Below are 18,775 nucleotides of genomic sequence, written 5' to 3'. Positions count from 1 at the left end.
GCTCAGCAATGTTGATTAAAAGCGATGACGGATACCCAGCGCAACGGTATTGCCGGTGTTTTGCTGGGTAATCTTGTCGTACATATAAACCGCATACAGGTCAGTGCGTTTGGAGATGTTGTAGTCATAGCCAAACGACGCTGTATTGCGTTTCAAATCCTGTCCTACCGCAGCGCCATCACGTTTGGTATTCGCCCATGATGCGAGGATAGCGCCCTGCCCCAGTGGAATGCTGGTACCGAGCTGCACGGTCCGGTCTTGCAGATCGATATCGTGACTGGTCTGGTTATAGGTTGCGAATAACTTCGCCACCGCAAAATCATACGAACCACCGACAAACCATCCGGTTTGGCGCGCCGGCGTCAAACCACCGGCCAAAGCCGCTGCCGGCAACACATTGCCCGGCGTCTGTTCGAGCGGATTGTTCACCCTTATCTTTTGGTAGTACGCGGCCAGTCCCAATGGGCCATTCGAATACAGCAAGTTCATACCGACGTTATTCTTGCCGTTCTGCCCTGCCACTTCTCCGAACTGATAATGGATATTGGCTTTCAAACCCGCCATGTCAGGCGTGGTATAGACAATCTCATTGCTCCAGCCGGTATCCGCTGCAACCGAATTGCTCCAGCGCGAACCATTGAATAAGGGCACGTCTGCGTGCAGCATCAAAGGTGACAACTGGAATGAATCACCAAATGGATTGAACAGGATCGAAGGCAGGAAATGCGGTGCGAGATCGCGACCAAGGGAAACCTCACCGAATTTACCGATCAGGCCGACATTCGCATCGCGCGAGAAAAAGGTTTCATTGCCGTCGAAGCGCCCGGCACCGCCGGTATCCGCACGGAAGAAGGAGGTCAGGTTGAATTTGGCCTTGAGTCCACCGCCAAGATCTTCGGTTCCCTTGAAGCCAAACCACGATGTCGTCATGCCGCCACTATTGACGACGCTGCTGCGTCCCGCGTCGCCGCTGTACTTGACCGAACCTACAAAGTTATCGACCAGGCCTGTCACCTGGACCGATGTCTGCGCCATTGCCGGCAATGCACATGCTGCGCCCAAGACCGCAACGCACTGCAGCTTGCGCAGTGTATTTTTTCTTGCACCCATTTTTGTCTCCTCGTTTTTATACGTGTAAAGAAATCTGTTTTCTTTTACTCACGGCACTGCTTATTTTTTTATGTACTTCCGTTTTACCGTCCTGCCTCACTACTTTTTTAATGCCAGGTACTAATCGCTACACGACACAGTGCCGGCGGATACACTCCGCCAGCACCAGATACTTCACATTACTTAGGGAACACAGCCTTCTTGATGACTGCGTGGACACCCCAGTTGCCATCGACGACTTGGGTAATACCGAAGTCGACCGATACCGAGATCAGCGAGATCGCTTCATCCTCGGTCAGGTTGCGTGTATCCATGAAGAAGCGACGGGTCTTGTTGAAGGCATCCGTCATTGCACTGTCCAGCGACGATTTCTTGAACAGTTCCGACGTGCCATCCACACCGAATTCCTTCAGGTAATTCGGGCTGCTGAAGCCGTGCACGATCAATTCGCTTTCGGTTTCCAGCAATGGATAGTCGAGGCCGTACAGCTTGGTGCCTGGCAGGTCTGCTTTCTTGTGCACGATGAACTGGAACAAACCGGTCAGCGAACATTCGATAGCGGTACCGCAAAGCTCAGCATCACCTTGCGATGCATGCGGATCACCAACCGAGAACATCGCGCCTGGCACCACGACCGGGAAGAATGCAGTCGCACCCTTGCCCATACGCCAGTTATCGAAGTTACCGCCGCTGTAGCTAGGGATGATGGAAGACACCATATCCGCTTCGACCGGTGCCACACCGATCATGCCGAAGTGTGGACGCACAGGGATTTCATAACCCTTCAGGACGTCGTAGTTAGGCTTGATGCTGCTCTTGTCGACCGGCACGCCTGGGTAATCGATGATTGGATGCACGGTGCCGAAAGGATCGGTTTGTGGTGTCCAGCGATAGTTATAAACAGCCTTGGCCCAGGTCTGTTCACCTTGCGCATCGACTTCATAAATCGTGATGACTTCACGGCCTTTAGGCTCGGTGATCAGGTTGTTGTAGTGGAAGCCCCAGTTGCTGGCGACATTGGAACCAAAGGTCTTGCCGCGGTAATCAGGATTGCCCGATGGGCGTTGCATGGTGTCGACGATGCGTACTTCCAGTACATCGCCCGGCTCTGCGCCATTGACATAAATAGGACCCGTGCAGACATGCACACCCAATCCGCCGCCCGCGCCCAATGGATCATCCATAGCACCCGCGCCACGGCGATCAACTGCCTTGCTATTCGCATCCCACTGGAAAATGCTTTCCGCGCCTGGATCACCTTTGACCATGCGTTCGATATCGTCGTTTGAGTGATGCGTGATTGTTTCGATCGTCGCGTAATCACCGGATTCCAGCTTCAGCAGCGGCTCCATGGTCTTGCTGAAGTAACCCCAGTGGATAGTCTTGTTGTTGGCCGGAACGTAGTAATGACTAACCTGTTCCCCAGCCTGCTTCGAAGGCAGCGCACGCTCGGTAACACCGGCCAGGCCTGCGGTTCCTGCGGTTGGCTTGCCACCGATGGCGGCGCGCAAGCTCTGGCGCGCTTCCTTGAACTCACCCTGCAAATCGGCATCGTTCAGATGGGAAAAGTGATTACATCCGGTACTGCAAATATGGTCTCGCATACATCTCCTGATCTCTTTGACACACCACCTGATTGTGGTTAGCAGAGATCATATGGGCGAGGAGGTACTGGAATCTTGTACGGAGGCGTACAAATCATTGTTGGATGAATGGTAGGTATTCACCGGGGACTTGTATAAATGTCAGGCTTATTGGCTTTCAGAAATTGTTCAGCGTAGCGGGAGTTAACTAAAAAAGGGATACGAGTAATCGTACCCCCTCTGTGTATGTTGGACCTCCCTCGGGTCTAACGCAGCACCAACGGATTATGAAGTAGCATATCCACTGATTTATACACACGTTACCCCATCATCACTCGTTACCGCTTGCTCAGAATCATCAACATTGTCACGTTCTACTAGGCTCACTTAAAACTCTTGATCACTTTGTATGTAATTTCTGAATTGTTGGCGTCGATAACTTCAATCTGCGCGCCTTTGTAACCGATAACTTTAGATGCAGAGAGATCGTACTCCACATCATTGTTAAACGCAGGCCTTGCTGAGCTATTACTGAATTCTCGATAGCCAATGTTTATTTTGCTACCTACCCGACCACTGTAGATAAGTGTTTGCTGGAAGCTGGCATCTCTTTCCGTGGCACGTTTTACGATCTCAAATTTGGCGTCGTAGCACGCCCTGACACCGAATACCGTGATGACGCAAACTTTCGTAAGATCCTCATTTTTTACAGACATACCCTGATACGGATCAGCCAGCGGGTTTTTGATAATTCCTGCAGGTAGGAAGAATTTTTCCGTATCCGTGTAGCCAAGCTGGGGATATTCTCCTGGCAAGATGTCATAGGCGAAGCCACTTGCCTTACTTTTCAGAGAAAGGACCTCTCCCTCAACAATCAGCCCCTTACGCAAGAGATGATCTCCGATTTGAGCGGTTGTGATAGTACCAATTGCCGGCTCATCAAATGCATTCGTACTTTGTTTGGCGGGAGTATAACTAACGGCACACCCAGATAATGCCAACGCACTAATCACCACAAGAAAAAACGCCCTCATCACCCTCTCCTTCTATAATTAAAATCCTAGTCCCTTACCACTCAGGATTGCTTGTATCTCTTAAAAATTCGCCTACGGCATACCGAGCAAAGCACAATCAATATATTGCTTATGATTAATGCCAAATCATAGCCGGATAAGGTACGGTCGCATAGAAACCAGATTCAGAAGTAGAAAAGGGGTTACGAATAATCGTAACCCCTTCTGTTTTATGGTGGGCCTCCCGTGAGTCGAACACGGCACCAACGGATTATGAGTCCGCTGCTCTAACCAAGCATGAGCTAGAGGCCCGACAACTTGATGAGAGCTTAATTACCTTCCAGGAAGCTCTTCAATTTATCTGACCGCGATGGGTGACGCAGTTTGCGCAACGCCTTTGCTTCTATTTGGCGAATACGCTCACGTGTAACGTCGAATTGCTTACCCACTTCTTCCAGCGTGTGATCGGTCGACATTTCGATACCAAAACGCATACGCAAGACTTTTGCTTCGCGTGGTGTCAGGGAATCGAGTACGTCCTTGACTACACCGCGCATCGAAGCGTGTAACGCTGCATCGGCCGGGGCCAATGTATTGTTGTCTTCGATGAAGTCGCCCAGATGCGAATCGTCGTCGTCGCCTATCGGTGTTTCCATCGAAATAGGCTCTTTCGCGATCTTCATGATCTTGCGGATTTTGTCTTCCGGCATTTCCATCTTGATCGCCAGGGTTGCCGGATCCGGTTCTGCACCGGTTTCCTGCAGGATCTGACGCGAGATGCGATTCATCTTGTTGATCGTTTCGATCATGTGCACCGGAATACGGATGGTGCGGGCCTGATCGGCGATCGAACGGGTGATGGCCTGACGGATCCACCAGGTTGCATAAGTCGAGAATTTGAAGCCGCGACGATATTCGAACTTGTCGACTGCCTTCATCAAACCGATATTGCCTTCCTGGATCAAATCGAGGAATTGCAAACCGCGGTTAGTATACTTTTTCGCAATCGAAATAACCAGACGCAAGTTGGCTTCTGTCATTTCGCGTTTTGCCTTGCGTGCTTTCATTTCACCGGCAGCCATCTTTTTGTTGATGGCGCGCAGGTCAGGCAATGGCAAGACAACACGTGCTTGCAGGTCGATCAGTTTTTGCTGCAGTTCTTTGACGGTCGGGACGTTACGTGCCAACACGACGCTGTATGCATGTTTGCCGTTCACTTCGCCGTCTACCCAGTCCAGATTGGTTTCATTGCCCGGGAAGACTTTGATGAAGTGGCCGCGTGGCATGCCGCAACGATTCACTGCAACATCAAGGATTTGTTTTTCGATGTGGCGTACTTCATCCACCTGGCCGCGCAGGGTGTCGCACAACTTCTCGACGACTTTCGCGGTAAAGCGGATGCTCAGCAGCTCATTCGAAATGATCTCTTGTGCCTTGACGTATGGTTTCGAGTTGTAGCCTTCTTTCTCGAACGCTTTGCGCATCTTGTCGAATTGCTGGGCGATGGTCGCGAATTTGGCGAGCGAATCACGCTTCAGCTGTTCCAGCTGTTCGCTCGAGAAGCCCGCAGCGCCGGAAGCGGCTGTGGTTTCTTCTTCTTCCTCTTCTTCTTCCTCTTCCTCTTCTTCGTCTTCTTCATCATCTGAAGCAGCGGCAGGAGCAGGAGGAGCGACTACAGGTTCGGCCGCATCCATGTCGACCAGGCCGTCGACGATTTCGTCGATCTTGGCTTCGTCTTTCGAGATACGTTCGGAAGCAGCAATGATTTCTGCAATCGTGGTCGGGCATGCGGAGATCGCCTGGATCATGTCACGCAGGCCGTCTTCGATACGTTTTGCGATGTCGATCTCGCCTTCGCGTGTCAGCAGTTCAACCGAACCCATTTCGCGCATGTACATACGCACAGGATCAGTGGTACGGCCGAAATCGGAGTCGACGGTCGACAGTGCCGCTTCTGCAGCAGCTTCGGCTTCATCGTCGCTGGCAACGGTTGCCACGTTGTCGGACAGGAGCAGGGTTTCCGCATCCGGTGCCTGTTCGTAGACAGCGATACCCATGTCATTGAAGGTACCGATGATGCCTTCGATCGCTTCCGGATCGATGATGTTTTCCGGCAGGTGATCGTTGATCTCTGCGTAAGTCAGGAAGCCGCGCTCCTTACCGAACTTGATCAGCGTCTTGAGTTTCTGGCGACGTGCTTCGAGTTCTTCTTCACTGGCTTCCGTATCGGACGAGAAGGCGTCTTTCAACAATGCTTTTTCTTTGGCCTTGCGATCTTTGGCTTTCGCTTTGTCGACGGCTTTCAGTTCTGCGCGTTCGACCGCATTCAATGCCGCGATTTCATCGTTCTCAGGCTGGAATTCTTTTGGCTTACGGCCGCGACGACCCGGAACCTTGATCGACGGCAGGATGTAACCCGACGTGTCGATCGCAGCCAGGGTGGCGGCGTCGGTAGTCTGGCTGACGGTCGCCGTGATCATGACGTTTACGCCAGGACGCGACTCGACTTTTGGCTCGACTTTTGCTGACTTGCTAGCAGGCTTAACTTCAGATTTCTTATTTGTCACAGGGGCTTTCGATTGCACTGATACCGGCTTTGCAGCAACTTTAGGTGAAAGTTTTGCTGCAGGCGTTTTCGCCGCCGCTTTGCTCGGCGAGCTTGTTACTTTGGTCTTGGCAGCCACGGCTTTTGCCTGACCGGCCGACTTTGCAGCGACTACTTTCTTTTCAACAGTTTTACTCGACTTCACCGCAGCGGCCGATTTGGCTTTGCTCGCGGTGAGCGTTTGGGTTTTCGCGGGTTTCTTCATTGCATTCGCCATTGGATCAACTACCAAGGTTATGCTCTTGAAGCGCGGTTAAGCTTGCGCTCGACGAGCTGAGTTGCGCATTCAAATCCGGCTTACGCCCGCGCAAGTTTATTGATTTTCTTTCCGATTACTTTATTACCACCATGTCTAAGAGCTTGAATCGAAAGCCTTTAATTATAACATAGGAGCGAACATTTCCCCTCGCTACGAGAGCAAAATTAGCCTCTTTGCATCATTTCCGCCTGTGCCTGGCGACGCAACTGGTCTTGCTGCAAGGTCAATTCGCGGAAGCGCGCCTGCGCCTCTTCTCCAACCAGTCCACCGGCCACCAAATGCTGCAATTCATCACGTAATGCCTGCATTTTGGTCTGCCGGATCGCCCCGGCCAGCTCCAGCCGCGCCAGTGCCACGTCGGACTCCGGTTCCGCGGCAATTTCTGCAATCAGCGGATCGAAATCCGAGCCGGTAGAACGCAACATTTCCGCCAGGATCGCAAAATTCGCCTGCGCCCCCATTTCACGACTCATGGTCACCAACTGGATCAGCATTTCCGCACGCTCAGGCGCCAAATGCGCGGCGATATCGAGTGCCGCCTGGTCCATTTCAGCCGCCAGCACCGGATGCGATACCAGCAAACGCATGATCTGGCGTTCCAATCCCTGCGGTGCAGCGCGCTTGGTACGCGGCGGCGGCGCACGCACATGCGAAATCGGCTGCGCCAATTCAAACAGCGCTTCGATTTCGGCCGGCGTGCTTTCCGTTATTTGTGCCAGGCTGCGCACTATCTGCAAGCGCAAGGATGACGGCGGCAATGCCTGCAACAGCGGCTTGGCGTCGAACTGCGCGCGGGCGCGGCCTTCCGGCGTACCAAGGTCGTTGTCGCCGACCGCCTCTTTCAGCAAAAACTGCGACAAAGGCATGGCATCCTGCACCTGCTTTTCGAATGCTTCGGTACCCAGTTCACGGATGTAACTATCCGGATCATGCTCAGTCGGCAGGAACAGGAATTTGATCACCTTGTTGTCACCTGCATGCGGCAAACTGGCTTCCAGCGCACGACGGGCGGCACGGCGTCCGGCCTTGTCACCATCAAAACTGAAAATGACCTGGTCGGTCTGGCGCAATAGCTTTTGCACATGGATAGGCGTACATGCCGTACCCAGGGTCGCCACAGCTTGCGGGAAACCCAGCTGCGCCAGCGCAACCACGTCCATATAACCTTCGGTCACCAGCGCATAGCCGGCCTCGCGGATAGCCTGGCGTGCCTCAAACAAACCATAGAGTTCGCTACCCTTTTGAAATAAGGGCGTCTCGGGCGAATTCAAGTATTTAGGCTCACCATTGTCCAGTACGCGACCACCAAAACCGATCACTTGCCCCTTGGTATTGCGGATCGGGAACATGATGCGGTCACGGAAACGGTCATAGCGTTTGCGGTTTGCGCCTTCTTCTTCCGCCTTGTCGATGACCAGGCCGGATTCGACCAGCGCCTCGACTTCATAATCAGGGAATACCGAACGCAAACCATCCCAGCCGTCAGGCGCATAGCCCATGCCGTAACGTGCGGCAATTTCACCGGTCAAGCCGCGGCCTATCAGGTAATTCTTTGCCCGTTCGGCATGGCGCAATTGCTGGCGGTAATAATCGCAAGCCTGCGTCATCGCTTCCGACAAGGCCATGCTCTTGGCCTGATGCTCGGCACGTTGGGCCGGCGGCAAACGGTCTTCCGCTTCCGGTACGACCATGCCGACGTTTTGCGCCAGGTCCTTCACCGCTTCCACAAAACCCATACCCGAATACTCGATCAGGAAACCGATTGCAGTGCCATGCGCACCGCAGCCAAAGCAGTGATAAAACTGCTTGGTCGGACTGACGGTAAAACTGGGGGATTTTTCGTTATGGAAGGGACACAGTCCCATGAAGTTCGCACCGCCTTTTTTCAGCTGCACGTAACGCCCCACCACGTCGACGATATCGACGCGGTTGAGGAGATCCTGGATAAACGACTGTGGTATCACGCCGGCAGCTGACTGCGGATGACGATCAGGCTTTGGTCAGCGCTGCTTTTACCAAACCGGACACGGCGGTCATGTCGGCACGACCAGCGAGTTTCGGCTTGAGGATGGCCATGACCTTGCCCATGTCCTGCGGCCCGGCGGCACCGGAAGCAGCGACTGCAGCAGCAACTTCAGCCTGCACTTCGCCATCCGACAATGCACTCGGCATATAGGTCGTCAATACGGCCAGCTCGGCTTGCTCGATATCAACCAGGTCCTGGCGACCGCCGGCCTGGAATTGCGAAATCGAATCCTTGCGCTGCTTGATCATTTTTTCAATGATGGCCTGCACTTGCGCGTCATCAAGCTCGATGCGCTCATCGACTTCTTTTTGCTTGATGGCAGCGGTAATCAGGCGAATCGTGCCCAGCTTGCCCGCTTCCTTGGCGCGCATCGCCGCTTTCATATCTTCCGTGATCTGTTCTTTCAGGCTCATACGCACTCCGATATCTGATTAATCAAGCGATCTTTAAAAACGCCAAAACCCGCTGCGGACCAACACCGGAGCGGGTTTGCGACTAATTCTGAGTACCGCACGCTCACAAGGGCGCGCAGCCATTGGAATTAGTACAGTTTCTTAGGCAATTGCTGGCTGCGGATACGCTTGTAGTGGCGTTTCACAGCTGCAGCGAGCTTGCGCTTGCGTTCAGCAGTTGGCTTCTCGTAAAACTCGCGCGCACGCAAATCGGTCAGCAAACCAGTTTTTTCAATGGTGCGCTTGAAGCGACGCATAGCGACTTCGAACGGCTCGTTTTCTTTAAGGCGGATAGTGGTCATTTAAATGTAAACCAATGTTGGGTAGTGAGTCGAAGATTATAGCAGCCTTGTTCCACAAAGGGAAGGCTCTTTATTGACCCACAAGCAGATACGGGACAAAACGCCACACCTGCGGCGCTAGTCCCCGCGCAGATTAGCTTAGTGGCCGTACAGTTTCAGGCTGAGGTCGGCATCCCAGTACGCGGCTTCCAGCTTGTGCCCTTCCGGATCCCGCACGAAGCAACCGTAATACGGGTCGCCATACAGCGGGCGCGGGCCAGGCGCGCCATCATCGCTAGCGCCAGCCGCCAGTGCGGCGTCATAAAACGCATGCACCTGCTCCTTGCTGGTGGCGATAAAGCCCATATGGAAACCATTGCCTATCTCCGCCGGCTTACCGTTATGCGGTGTCTGCACCCAGAATTCCGGGTACTGGCGCCCATAGGCGACCGCGCCCGGATGCTCCATGATGACCTTGATATCCAGCGCAGCCAGCACGACATCGTAAAATGCCCGCGCCTTCTCGTACTGGTTGGTGCCTATCGAAACATGGGAAATGATGCTGGGATTCTCGTTGCTCATACCACTCTCCTGTTAGCTTGTTAATAGTAAACAGCCGTCAGCATAGCTTGCCCTACTGACAATAGATGTCAGGAGTCCTGCAATTTCGGTGCTTAAACCGCTTGCCCGGCAGCAACACCGGAGGCCCAGGCCCACTGGAAGTTATAACCGCCGAGCCAACCGGTCACATCTACCGACTCGCCGATGAAGTGCAAACCCGGCACCTTGTTCACCATCATGCTTTGCTGCGACAGTTCACGCGTGTCGACACCACCCAGCGTCACTTCCGCCTTGCGATAGCCTTCCGAGCCATTCGGGATGATGTTCCACTGGTTGAGCGAAACACCCAGTGCGCGCAATTGCTTGTCCTGCATGTCCGCCACACGGGCATCGGCCTTGAAACCGTTGACCGCCAGCCATTCATCCGCGAGGCGCGACGGCAGCCATTGTGCCAACTGGTTGCCGAGGTTTTTCTTGCTGCTGGCCTTGCCTTCTATCAAGGCTTCGGCGATGTCAGTCTCCGGCACCAGGTTGATGGTCAGCGGTGTACCGGGCTGCCAAAAGCTGGATATCTGCAGGATGGCCGGGCCGGACAAGCCACGGTGTGTGAAGAGCAAATCTTCCTTGAAGTAGCCGCGGGCTTTCTTTGTGCCGGTTTCCACTTCGACCGGCAAGGCAATGCCGGACAAGGGTACGAAGGGTTGCCAGGCATTTGCATCGAATGTCAGCGGCACCAGCCCCGGACGCGGCTCGACCATTTTCAAATCGAATTGTTTCGCAATGCGATAGGCAAAGTCAGTCGCGCCTATTTTGGGTATCGACAAACCACCGGTCGCAATCACCAGGCTGTTGGCGAGGATGTCACCGGTATTCGTTTCTATCCTGAATTGCTCGCCGCTTTTGGCAATCGACACCACCGTGCACGGCATGCGCCACGAGACATTGCCGAGTGCGCATTCCGCTTTCAGCATACTGATGATGTCTTCCGCCGAGTTATCGCAAAACAGCTGGCCCTTGTGCTTCTCGTGGTAGGCGATGCGGTAACGCTTCATCAGCGCCAGGAAGTCTTGCGGCGTATAGCGCGACAAGGCGCTTTTGCAGAAGTGCGGATTTTGCGACAGGAAGTTTTGCGGGGTCGCGTCGATATTGGTGAAATTGCAGCGACCACCGCCGGAGATGCGGATTTTTTCCGCGAGTTTGGCGGCGTGATCGATCAGTACCACGCTTTTGCCGCGCTGGCCTGCAACGGATGCGCACATCATGCCGGCGGCACCGGCGCCGATTACGGCAACATCAAACTGTTTAGTCATGGCTTACTACAAATAGAAATAAGCCGTGATTGTAAGCGCAGCTGGCCCGGGCCAGCCGGCTGTTTGCATTTCTATGCTGTCAGTTGTGCAAGAACCGTATCGCGCAGGGTCTGTGTTTCAACTCGTGTGACACAACGGACGACATCGCCAATGACAATGATGGCCGGGCTGCCTATGCCGGATTCAGCCAGGGCTTGCGGCAAGTCCGACAGAGTGGTGATCAGTTGCGCTTGTGCCATGCCGGTCGCCGACTGGATGACTGCGACCGGGGTTGTGCCATCCTTGCCGCCTGCCAGCAGCGCAGCCTGGATTTCCGCACAGCGTGCAATCCCCATGTAAATCACCAGCGTCAGCTTCAGTTTGGCCAGCGTTTCCCAATCCGGATTCGATTCCGCATTCTTGCCATGGCCGGTGATAAAGATCGCACCCTGGCTCCAGTCCCGGTGCGTGAGCGGCACGCCTATCGACGCCGGTGCCGCCAGGCCACTGCTGATACCGTTGATTACTTCAACAACTATCCCTGCTGCCTGCAAATGCTCGCGCTCTTCGCCACCGCGGCCGAAAATAAAAGGATCGCCGCCCTTCAGGCGCACCACACAATGCCCGGCTTGCGCTTCGGACAACATCAGGCGTTCTATGAATTCTTGTGGAGTTTGCTGGCAACCGCCGCGTTTACCGACGTTGACGATGCGCGCAGTAGCCGGCGCATATTGCAATACTTCCGGATTGACCAGGTCGTCGATCAGGATGACATCCGCACATCCGATGGCTTTGACTGCCTTGATCGTGAGCAAGTCCGGATCACCGGGACCTGCACCGACCAGTAAAACCCTGGCTGCCTGCTCGCTTTTAAGCTTTGATTGCTGCTCCATCTCGCACACCTTGTTTGCTTTGTAGGTTCTTCGTTACAAGCAAACAATGTTCCACCTGCTCCGCAATCGAAACCGGGATCGGTTCCTCGCCGCGCAGCGCCGCTTCTATCCATCTGGCGGTCGTTACGGCATCACGTTCGGCAGGCAAAGGCGGCATATCATCGACCGGTTCCTGCTTCTGCACCAGAATCGTGCACTCGCCATCGTGTATCCAGTTGATTTGCTGCGCACGTTTGGCGTTTGCCACGGTTTCCCCTTCGGTACCGCGCATCAGGAAGGCTTCGCCACGTGCCGCCGGGGCCGCCGTCGTGAAGTAGCCGGTCAGCATCGTCAGGTATTCCGGATGCGTGTACGAAGTCAGGCGCAAGGCCGCGGTCGCGAACGGTTGCATCAGCTTGACCAGCGTATGTGTGGAATTGCGCACGCCAAGGATGCGGCGCATCGCCAGCAGGCGCGACAGGCGCGGTGCCAGGTCTTCGATCGGCATCAGCACCGGCGCGTGGCGTGCGAACTCTTGCATTGCCTGTTCCACGGTATGCGATACCGGATAGCCCATTTCCTGCAATATCTCGGCGGTCGTCACGCGTCCCGGATCGCTGGTCACGCCGTGGATCAAGACTGGTGCCCCTGCCTGTGCCAGCAACAAGGCCAGCAGCGGTGTCAGGTTGGGCATCTGGCGCGAACCGTTATAGCTGGGCAGCACAATCGGCGCGTACTCACTTTGCGGCGCGGGTAATTGTTCAAATGACTGTTCCGCCGCATCGAGGAAGCCGGCGATTTCATCCACCGATTCACCCTTGATGCGCATCGCCAGCATGATGCCGCCCATCTCCAGGTCGGAGACGCGCCCATTCAGCATCGCTGCATACAGTTGATAAGCGTCTTCACGCGACAGGCTGCGTGCGCCTTTGACGCCGCGGCCGATTTCCTTGATGAAACGACCGGCGGCGAATGGCCCGGTATCAGCTGGAGAATGAGAAGAAGGATTTTGCATCCGCAGAGGGTACTACGAAGGAGGGATGGACGAAAGAGTTAAGCAGCAAATGCAGCGCCTGCTTATGCGGCTTGAGCGGGCAAGGCGTGGCTGGCAATAATTTTCTTGAGCTCCGGCACACAGGAGCCACAGTTGCTGCCGCATTTCAGTTTTTGCTGCAGAGCCTGCAAACGTGCATCCGGCGTGCCGGGCATAGTCATCAAGGCATCATTGATTTCAGTCTCGGATACATTGAGGCAATTACAGACGATGCGGCCGCGCGATTTGAAATTCTGTGGTGGCTTGTTGGATGGCATCAGCAAGAGGCGACCCAGCGTAGCGACCGCCTGTTCGCTTTCCAGGTATTCTTTCAGCCATGCTTCCGCCGAGATATCACCGGCCAGTGCCACTGCCTGCAGCTTGCCGTCGTGGATCAGGATGCGTCGCGAATTGCCGCGCTTGCTGTCGTCGTAACGCAATACCTGTGCGCCGGCGATACCAAACATCTGTTCTATCTGCGCAATCAATTCAGGAGCTGCACTGTAGTCGTCGGCAGCACGGAACAGGACACCTACCTTGTCGCGCCCAAACAGGGTGCAAGATGCATAGGCAAACTTGCGCATGAATGGACGCAAGTCTGACTGCAGCGTCAGCAGGCGCGCTTCATCTATCCAGCCGAAAGCGATAAAGCGCCACGGGAATTCGGCCTTCAATATCTTGACCGCTGCATGCTTGAGCTCCGGCTGCTTGGAGCTGGGATCATAAGCCGGTGAAGTCAGCGCATTCACACCGTGGCTGCCATCGCCATCGCGGCCGCGACCGGACACATACTCTTCGCCCCAGTGCATGCCGACGAAGACTTGCCCGGCACGCATATCTTCTCCCAGTGCCACCGGGAATATTTGCGAACCGTGTTTACTGGTGACGTGCACCAGGTCACCGTTGTGGAGCTGGCGTCGCTCCATATCGGTTTTCGACATCGCCACCGCGGGTTCCGCCGCATGTGCAAACAATTGCGCCACGGTACCGGTACGGCTCATGCCATGCCATTGATCACGCAGGCGGCCGGTGGTCAGGTGGAAGGGATAACGTGCGTCAACGCGATCGGCGACCGGCTGGTAAACCGTATTGACGAATCTGGCGCGACCGGATGCGGTCGGGAAGATGCCATCTTCATACAGACGCTTCTTGCCTGTAGTCGCACCTTCCGGATACGGCCATTGCTGTGGGCCCTGCTCTTCCAGTATCTTGAAGCTCAGGCCGGTGATGTCGAGGTCGCGACCGCGGGTCGATTCACGATGCTCATTCCAGATTTCTTCGGTTCCTGCAAACGGGAACAGGGATTTGTCCTTGCCCATCACGGCTTCCAGCTTGCGTGCAAACTCGACCGCGATTTCCCAATCGTGTCTGGATTCCGCGAGCTTCGGCAGCACCGATTTGAAGCGCGTGATACGGCGTTCCGAATTGGTCACCGTGCCTTCCTTCTCGCTCCAGGTCGAAGCCGGCAACAACACATCCGCGTAATCGCAACTGGCTGTAGTACGGTAGGCTTCCTGCACGACCACCAGCTCCGCATTGCTCAATGCTTCCCGTATCATCGCCTGCTCCGGCATCGATTGCGCCGGGTTGGTACAAACGATCCAGATCAGTTTGATCTCGCCGGTACGCACCGCTTCAAACATTTCCACTGCACTCTTGCCGGGTTTTTCCGGTACGGCATCGATTCCCCACAGAGCGGCGATTTCCGCCCTGTGCTGCGGATTGCCCAGATCACGATGGCCGGACAACATGGTTGCCAACCCGCCGACTTCACGGCCACCCATTGCATTAGGTTGTCCGGTCAGCGAAAACGGACCGGCACCCGGTTTGCCGATCTGGTGTGTCGCCAGGTGCAGGTTTATCAGCGCCGCATTCTTTGCAGTGCCGGACGACGATTGATTCAAACCCTGGCAATACATGGAGAGCGCAGCCTTGGCCTGGCCGAACCAGCGCGCGGCCTGCATCAGGTCTGCTTCATTGATGCCGCATATCTCGGCCACCATTTTTGGTGTGTATTCACGCACGGTTTGCTTCAGCTCGGCAAAACCTTCGGTGTGTGCAACGATGTAATCAAGATCAACCAGGTCTTCCCACAGGCAGATGTGCAACATGCCATTGAACAGTGCAACGTCGGTACCGGGCAAGATAGGCAGGAATAAATCCGCTTCACGCGCCGTATCGGTGCGGCGTGGATCGGCGACGATGACTTTCAGTGCGGGATTGGCTTTGCGCGCATCTTCGATGCGGCGATAAACAATCGGATGCGCATAGGCGGTGTTGGAGCCAACCAGGAAAATGACATCGGCCTGATCGATATCTTCATAGCAAGGTGGTGGCGCATCCGCGCCCAGCGTCTGTTTGTAACCAGCCACCGCGCTCGACATGCAGAGGCGCGAATTGGTATCGACATTATTGGTGCCGATGAGGCCTTTCGCCAGTTTATTAAAGACGTAGTAATCCTCGGTCAGCAATTGACCGGACAAATAAAAACCCACGCTGTCCGGTCCGTGGTCGCGTATCGTCGCGGCGAATTTATTCGCCAGGAAATCCAGCGTGGTCGCCCACGATGCACGTTCCCGCTGGTCGGTACGCGCCAGTCTTAATTCGGGATATAAGGCGCGCGCCTGCTGTTGCAGCGCCGGACGCGCGCTTAAATGCAAGGTACTGCCCTTGGTGCACAGGCGGCCGTAGTTGGCCGGATGATCCGGATCACCACGTACCGCCACCACCTTTTCACCATCGCTTTGTATCAGCACGCCGCAGCCCACCCCGCAATAACAGCAGGTGGCTTTGGTTTCAGTCAGTGGAGCAGCAACTAACTGCTCCACTGCCAGGCCGGCAGCGGATGGCATGGGTGCATTCATGCGGCGGCGGCCTCGCTGAGCATGATGACATTTAGTTCGGCCGCATCCAGGTAGACTTGCCCGTCTTCCAGCTTGACGCTGAATTTTTGCGTACAGCCTTCGTCCGGTGCAACTGCACAGCCGGAGTCGAGCTGGATATTCCAGTTATGCAAAGGACAGGCGACGCGCTCGCCGAACACGATACCCTGCGACAAGGGACCGCCCTTGTGCGGGCAGCGATCGAGCAAGGCAAATACCTTGTCTTCGCTATTACGGAATATGGCGACATTCGGCTGGTTGGCACGATGTACGACGCGTGAGCCGAGCACCGGGATATCCGTCACCTTGCAAATTGCTTTCCATTGCTGAGACATAAATGGCCTTGATATAAAAGTTGGGTGGATTAAACCGACAATGGTTCGAATTGACGCGTGTCGACCATCGCCTTTTCCGGCTCATGCCATGGGTCCGGCTCACCGTCGAGTGAGAACAGCAGGCGTTCATACAGTGCCTTGCGGTTTTCCGCATCCTCGACCACTTTCTGTTTCGCATACTCCAGGCCGACGCGTGCGAGGTAATGCACGGTGCGTTCCAGGTACCAGCCTTCTTCGCGATACAACTGCAGGAAGGCACCAGCGTACTCAAGTACTTCTTCGTGTGTTTTGAGCTTGACGAAGAATTCCGCCACCTCGGTCTTGATACCGCCATTGCCGCCGACATAGATTTCCCAACCCGAATCGACGCCGATCACACCGACGTCCTTGATGCCGGCTTCAGCACAGTTACGCGGGCAGCCGGAGACTGCGAGCTTGACCTTGTGCGGTGCATACATGCGTGCCAGTTGATGTTCGAGTTGCTGTCCCATCCTGGTCGAGTCCTGGGTACCGAAACGGCACCATTCCGAACCGACGCAGGTTTTGACCGTACGCAAACCCTTCGCATAGCCGAGGCCGGATGGCATGCCGAGGTCTTGCCACACTGCGCGCAAGTCTTCTTTCTTCACACCCAGCAAATCGATACGCTGGCCGCCGGTGACCTTGACGGTAGGAATCTTGAACTTGTCGACCACATCGGCGATACGGCGCAGTTCCGATGAATTGGTTTCACCGCCCCACATGCGCGGGATGACCGAGAAGGTGCCGTCCTTCTGGATATTCGCGTGTGCCCGTTCATTGATATAACGCGATTGCGGATCATCCTTGGCTTCATGTGGCCAGGTGGAGATCAGGTAATAGTTGATGCCGGGACGGCAGCTGGAGCAACCGTTGGGGGTGCGCCAGTTCATGTGCGCCATGACACCTGCAACCGTCAGCAATTTCTCGGCCTTGATCGCATCGCGTACTTCCTGGTGCGTATGGTCGGTACAGCCGCACATAGGCTTGGCTTTGTTCGATGCCGAGTAATCACCGCCGGCGGTTGCCATGATGATTTGTTCGACCAGGCCGGTGCATGAACCGCAGGATGCCGACGCCTTCGTATGTTTGCGCACGTCTTCTATCGTGAACAAACCTTTTTCCTTGATGGCTTTCACGATGGTGCCTTTGCACACGCCGTTGCAGCCGCAGACTTCGGCAGTGTCCGGCATCGCCGCAGCCTTGCTGAAGCCTTCGTGGCCGACATCGCCGGGACGGCCGGTATTAGCTTCGCCGAACATCAGGGTGTCGCGTATCTCGCTGATGTCCTTGCCTTCGCGCAGCAGGTTGAAATACCAGCTACCGTCTACCGTATCGCCATACAGGCAGGCACCGATCAGCTTGTCGTCTTTCAATACCAGTTTCTTGTAGACGCCGCCGATAGGATCGGACAGCAGGATTTCTTCGGTACCTTCACCACCGAGGAATTCACCGGCGGAGAACAGGTCGATGCCGGTTACCTTCAGCTTGGTCGATGTGACCGAACCCTGGTAACGACCGATACCGTAGTTCGCCAGGTGATTCGCACAAACCTTGGCCATCTCAAACAATGGCGCCACCAGGCCATACGCCGTGCCGCGATGATTCACGCATTCACCGACTGCATAGACGCGCGGATCATAGGTTTGCATTGTGTCGTTGACGACAATGCCGCGGTTGCAATACAGGCCGGCGGATTCAGCCAGCGTGGTGTTCGGGCGGATGCCGACTGCCATCACGATCAGTTGTGCCGGCACTTCGCTGCCATCGGTAAAGCGCAGCGCTTGTACACGCCCGTTGGCATCACTGATGATTTCTTGCGAATTCTTGCCCAACAGGAAATTCAGGCCGCGGTCTTCCAGCGATTTTTGCAGCATCTTGCCGGCCGCTTCATCCAGCTGGCGCTCCATCAGGGTTGCCGGCAAATGCACGACCGTGACATCCATGCCGCGCAGTTTCAAACCATTGGCGGCTTCCAGGCCCAGCAAACCGCCGCCGATCACGATGGCTTGTTTGTGTACCCTGGCCGCTTCTATCATCGCGTTGGTATCCTGGATATCGCGATACGAGATCACGCCTTCCAGGTCCTTGCCCGGGATCGGCAGCATGAAAGGATTCGAGCCGGTTGCCATCAACAGCCGGTCGTATGGCGCAATCGTGCCGTCGTCGGCAATCACCACGCGCTTGATACGATCGATTTCGACGATTTTTTTACCCAAATGCAGGGTGATGTCATTTTCCGCATACCAATCCACATCATTGAGCATGATGTCCTTGATGGTTTGCTCACCGGCCAGTACCGGCGACAAGAGGATGCGGTTGTAGTTGGCATAGGCTTCCGCACCGAATACAGTGATTTCGTACACATCCGGTGCAATCTTGCGCAACTCTTCCAGGGTGCGCACACCGGCCATGCCATTGCCTATCATTACGAGCTTCATTTTTTTCATCATGCT

At 55.1% G+C, this 18,775-nt stretch carries 15 protein-coding genes and 1 tRNA gene; 1 reads left to right on the top strand and 15 read right to left on the bottom strand.

The annotated features are described in order from the left end of the window. Window positions 1-15 precede the first annotated feature (15 nt). The 5 genes from ACFQPC_RS17925 to rpoD form a co-directional block, all read right to left on the bottom strand. Window positions 16-1,110 (bottom strand): porin, encoded by a 1,095-nt coding sequence (locus ACFQPC_RS17925; protein ID WP_382273189.1) that lies wholly within the window; start codon window positions 1,108-1,110, stop codon window positions 16-18. Window positions 1,111-1,289: 179 nt separating this feature from the next. Next, window positions 1,290-2,714, bottom strand: coding sequence for an acetamidase/formamidase family protein (locus tag ACFQPC_RS17920; RefSeq protein WP_382273187.1), 1,425 nt, complete (start codon window positions 2,712-2,714; stop codon window positions 1,290-1,292). Between the two features lie 362 nt (window positions 2,715-3,076). Continuing rightward, complete coding sequence (locus ACFQPC_RS17915; RefSeq protein ID WP_382273185.1) at window positions 3,077-3,727, bottom strand: hypothetical protein; 651 nt, start codon at window positions 3,725-3,727, stop codon at window positions 3,077-3,079. Between the two features lie 212 nt (window positions 3,728-3,939). Next, window positions 3,940-4,018 (bottom strand) — tRNA-Ile (locus ACFQPC_RS17910). Window positions 4,019-4,035: 17 nt separating this feature from the next. Continuing rightward, on the bottom strand, window positions 4,036-6,186 hold the full coding sequence (gene rpoD, locus ACFQPC_RS17905) for an RNA polymerase sigma factor RpoD (protein ID WP_382273183.1): 2,151 nt from the start codon (window positions 6,184-6,186) through the stop codon (window positions 4,036-4,038). Here rpoD and ACFQPC_RS17900 point away from each other — a divergent pair. Further along, window positions 6,185-6,403 (top strand): hypothetical protein, encoded by a 219-nt coding sequence (locus ACFQPC_RS17900; protein WP_382273181.1) that lies wholly within the window; start codon window positions 6,185-6,187, stop codon window positions 6,401-6,403. The genes rpoD and ACFQPC_RS17900 overlap by 2 nt on opposite strands. A 331-nt stretch (window positions 6,404-6,734) precedes the next feature. On the opposite strand, the gene dnaG is transcribed toward ACFQPC_RS17900, so the two are convergent. The 10 genes from dnaG to nirB all read right to left on the bottom strand — a co-directional run bounded on the left by dnaG (window position 6,735) and on the right by nirB (window position 18,769). Then, entirely contained in the window at window positions 6,735-8,534 is a 1,800-nt protein-coding gene (gene dnaG / locus ACFQPC_RS17895) for a DNA primase (RefSeq protein WP_382273180.1), read from the bottom strand. Between the two features lie 25 nt (window positions 8,535-8,559). Continuing rightward, a complete protein-coding gene (locus tag ACFQPC_RS17890) occupies window positions 8,560-9,009 on the bottom strand; it encodes a GatB/YqeY domain-containing protein (protein ID WP_382273178.1) in 450 nt (149 codons plus the stop codon). Window positions 9,010-9,137: 128 nt separating this feature from the next. Beyond that, entirely contained in the window at window positions 9,138-9,350 is a 213-nt protein-coding gene (gene rpsU / locus ACFQPC_RS17885; protein WP_011870001.1) for a 30S ribosomal protein S21, read from the bottom strand. Between the two features lie 138 nt (window positions 9,351-9,488). Next, window positions 9,489-9,911: a VOC family protein gene (locus ACFQPC_RS17880; protein ID WP_382273176.1), complete on the bottom strand. Its 423-nt coding sequence runs from the start codon at window positions 9,909-9,911 to the stop codon at window positions 9,489-9,491. A 92-nt stretch (window positions 9,912-10,003) separates the two neighbouring features. Next, window positions 10,004-11,200 carry a BaiN/RdsA family NAD(P)/FAD-dependent oxidoreductase gene (locus ACFQPC_RS17875; protein ID WP_382273174.1) on the bottom strand — a complete coding sequence of 399 codons (1,197 nt, stop codon included), beginning with the start codon at window positions 11,198-11,200 and terminating at the stop codon, window positions 10,004-10,006. 71 nt (window positions 11,201-11,271) lie between these two features. Continuing rightward, a complete protein-coding gene (gene cobA, locus ACFQPC_RS17870) occupies window positions 11,272-12,072 on the bottom strand; it encodes a uroporphyrinogen-III C-methyltransferase (RefSeq protein ID WP_382273172.1) in 801 nt (266 codons plus the stop codon). Beyond that, entirely contained in the window at window positions 12,050-13,066 is a 1,017-nt protein-coding gene (ybiB, locus tag ACFQPC_RS17865; RefSeq protein ID WP_382273170.1) for a DNA-binding protein YbiB, read from the bottom strand. The genes cobA and ybiB overlap by 23 nt, the downstream gene beginning before the upstream one ends. 62 nt (window positions 13,067-13,128) lie before the next feature. Further along, window positions 13,129-15,948 (bottom strand): molybdopterin-dependent oxidoreductase, encoded by a 2,820-nt coding sequence (locus tag ACFQPC_RS17860; protein ID WP_382273168.1) that lies wholly within the window; start codon window positions 15,946-15,948, stop codon window positions 13,129-13,131. Continuing rightward, window positions 15,945-16,301, bottom strand: a complete 357-nt coding sequence (nirD, locus tag ACFQPC_RS17855) for a nitrite reductase small subunit NirD (RefSeq protein ID WP_382273167.1) — start codon at window positions 16,299-16,301, stop codon at window positions 15,945-15,947. Before nirD ends, ACFQPC_RS17860 begins: the two co-directional genes overlap by 4 nt. Window positions 16,302-16,330: 29 nt before the next feature. Beyond that, window positions 16,331-18,769: a nitrite reductase large subunit NirB gene (gene nirB / locus ACFQPC_RS17850; RefSeq protein ID WP_382273309.1), complete on the bottom strand. Its 2,439-nt coding sequence runs from the start codon at window positions 18,767-18,769 to the stop codon at window positions 16,331-16,333. Window positions 18,770-18,775 lie beyond the last annotated feature (6 nt).

The sequence above is a fragment of the Herminiimonas glaciei genome, from assembly GCF_042664955.1.
Lineage (GTDB): Bacteria > Pseudomonadota > Gammaproteobacteria > Burkholderiales > Burkholderiaceae_D > Oxalicibacterium > Oxalicibacterium glaciei.
Note: the sequence above shows the minus strand (reverse complement) of the source record. Positions and strands in the feature narration are given on the sequence as shown.

What these genes read in the sequence shown, in the direction of transcription:
- ACFQPC_RS17925 (WP_382273189.1), bottom strand. Translation starts at nt 1,110, where the DNA reads ATGGGTGCAAGAAAAAATACACTGCGCAAGCTGCAGTGCGTTGCGGTC.
- ACFQPC_RS17920 (WP_382273187.1), bottom strand. Translation starts at nt 2,714, where the DNA reads ATGCGAGACCATATTTGCAGTACCGGATGTAATCACTTTTCCCATCTG.
- ACFQPC_RS17915 (WP_382273185.1), bottom strand. Translation starts at nt 3,727, where the DNA reads ATGAGGGCGTTTTTTCTTGTGGTGATTAGTGCGTTGGCATTATCTGGG.
- ACFQPC_RS17900 (WP_382273181.1), top strand. Translation starts at nt 6,185, where the DNA reads ATGACGTTTACGCCAGGACGCGACTCGACTTTTGGCTCGACTTTTGCT.
- rpoD (WP_382273183.1), bottom strand. Translation starts at nt 6,186, where the DNA reads ATGATCACGGCGACCGTCAGCCAGACTACCGACGCCGCCACCCTGGCT.
- ACFQPC_RS17890 (WP_382273178.1), bottom strand. Translation starts at nt 9,009, where the DNA reads ATGAGCCTGAAAGAACAGATCACGGAAGATATGAAAGCGGCGATGCGC.
- rpsU (WP_011870001.1), bottom strand. Translation starts at nt 9,350, where the DNA reads ATGACCACTATCCGCCTTAAAGAAAACGAGCCGTTCGAAGTCGCTATG.
- ACFQPC_RS17880 (WP_382273176.1), bottom strand. Translation starts at nt 9,911, where the DNA reads ATGAGCAACGAGAATCCCAGCATCATTTCCCATGTTTCGATAGGCACC.
- ACFQPC_RS17875 (WP_382273174.1), bottom strand. Translation starts at nt 11,200, where the DNA reads ATGACTAAACAGTTTGATGTTGCCGTAATCGGCGCCGGTGCCGCCGGC.
- cobA (WP_382273172.1), bottom strand. Translation starts at nt 12,072, where the DNA reads ATGGAGCAGCAATCAAAGCTTAAAAGCGAGCAGGCAGCCAGGGTTTTA.
- ybiB (WP_382273170.1), bottom strand. Translation starts at nt 13,066, where the DNA reads ATGCAAAATCCTTCTTCTCATTCTCCAGCTGATACCGGGCCATTCGCC.
- ACFQPC_RS17860 (WP_382273168.1), bottom strand. Translation starts at nt 15,948, where the DNA reads ATGAATGCACCCATGCCATCCGCTGCCGGCCTGGCAGTGGAGCAGTTA.
- nirD (WP_382273167.1), bottom strand. Translation starts at nt 16,301, where the DNA reads ATGTCTCAGCAATGGAAAGCAATTTGCAAGGTGACGGATATCCCGGTG.
- nirB (WP_382273309.1), bottom strand. Translation starts at nt 18,769, where the DNA reads ATGAAAAAAATGAAGCTCGTAATGATAGGCAATGGCATGGCCGGTGTG.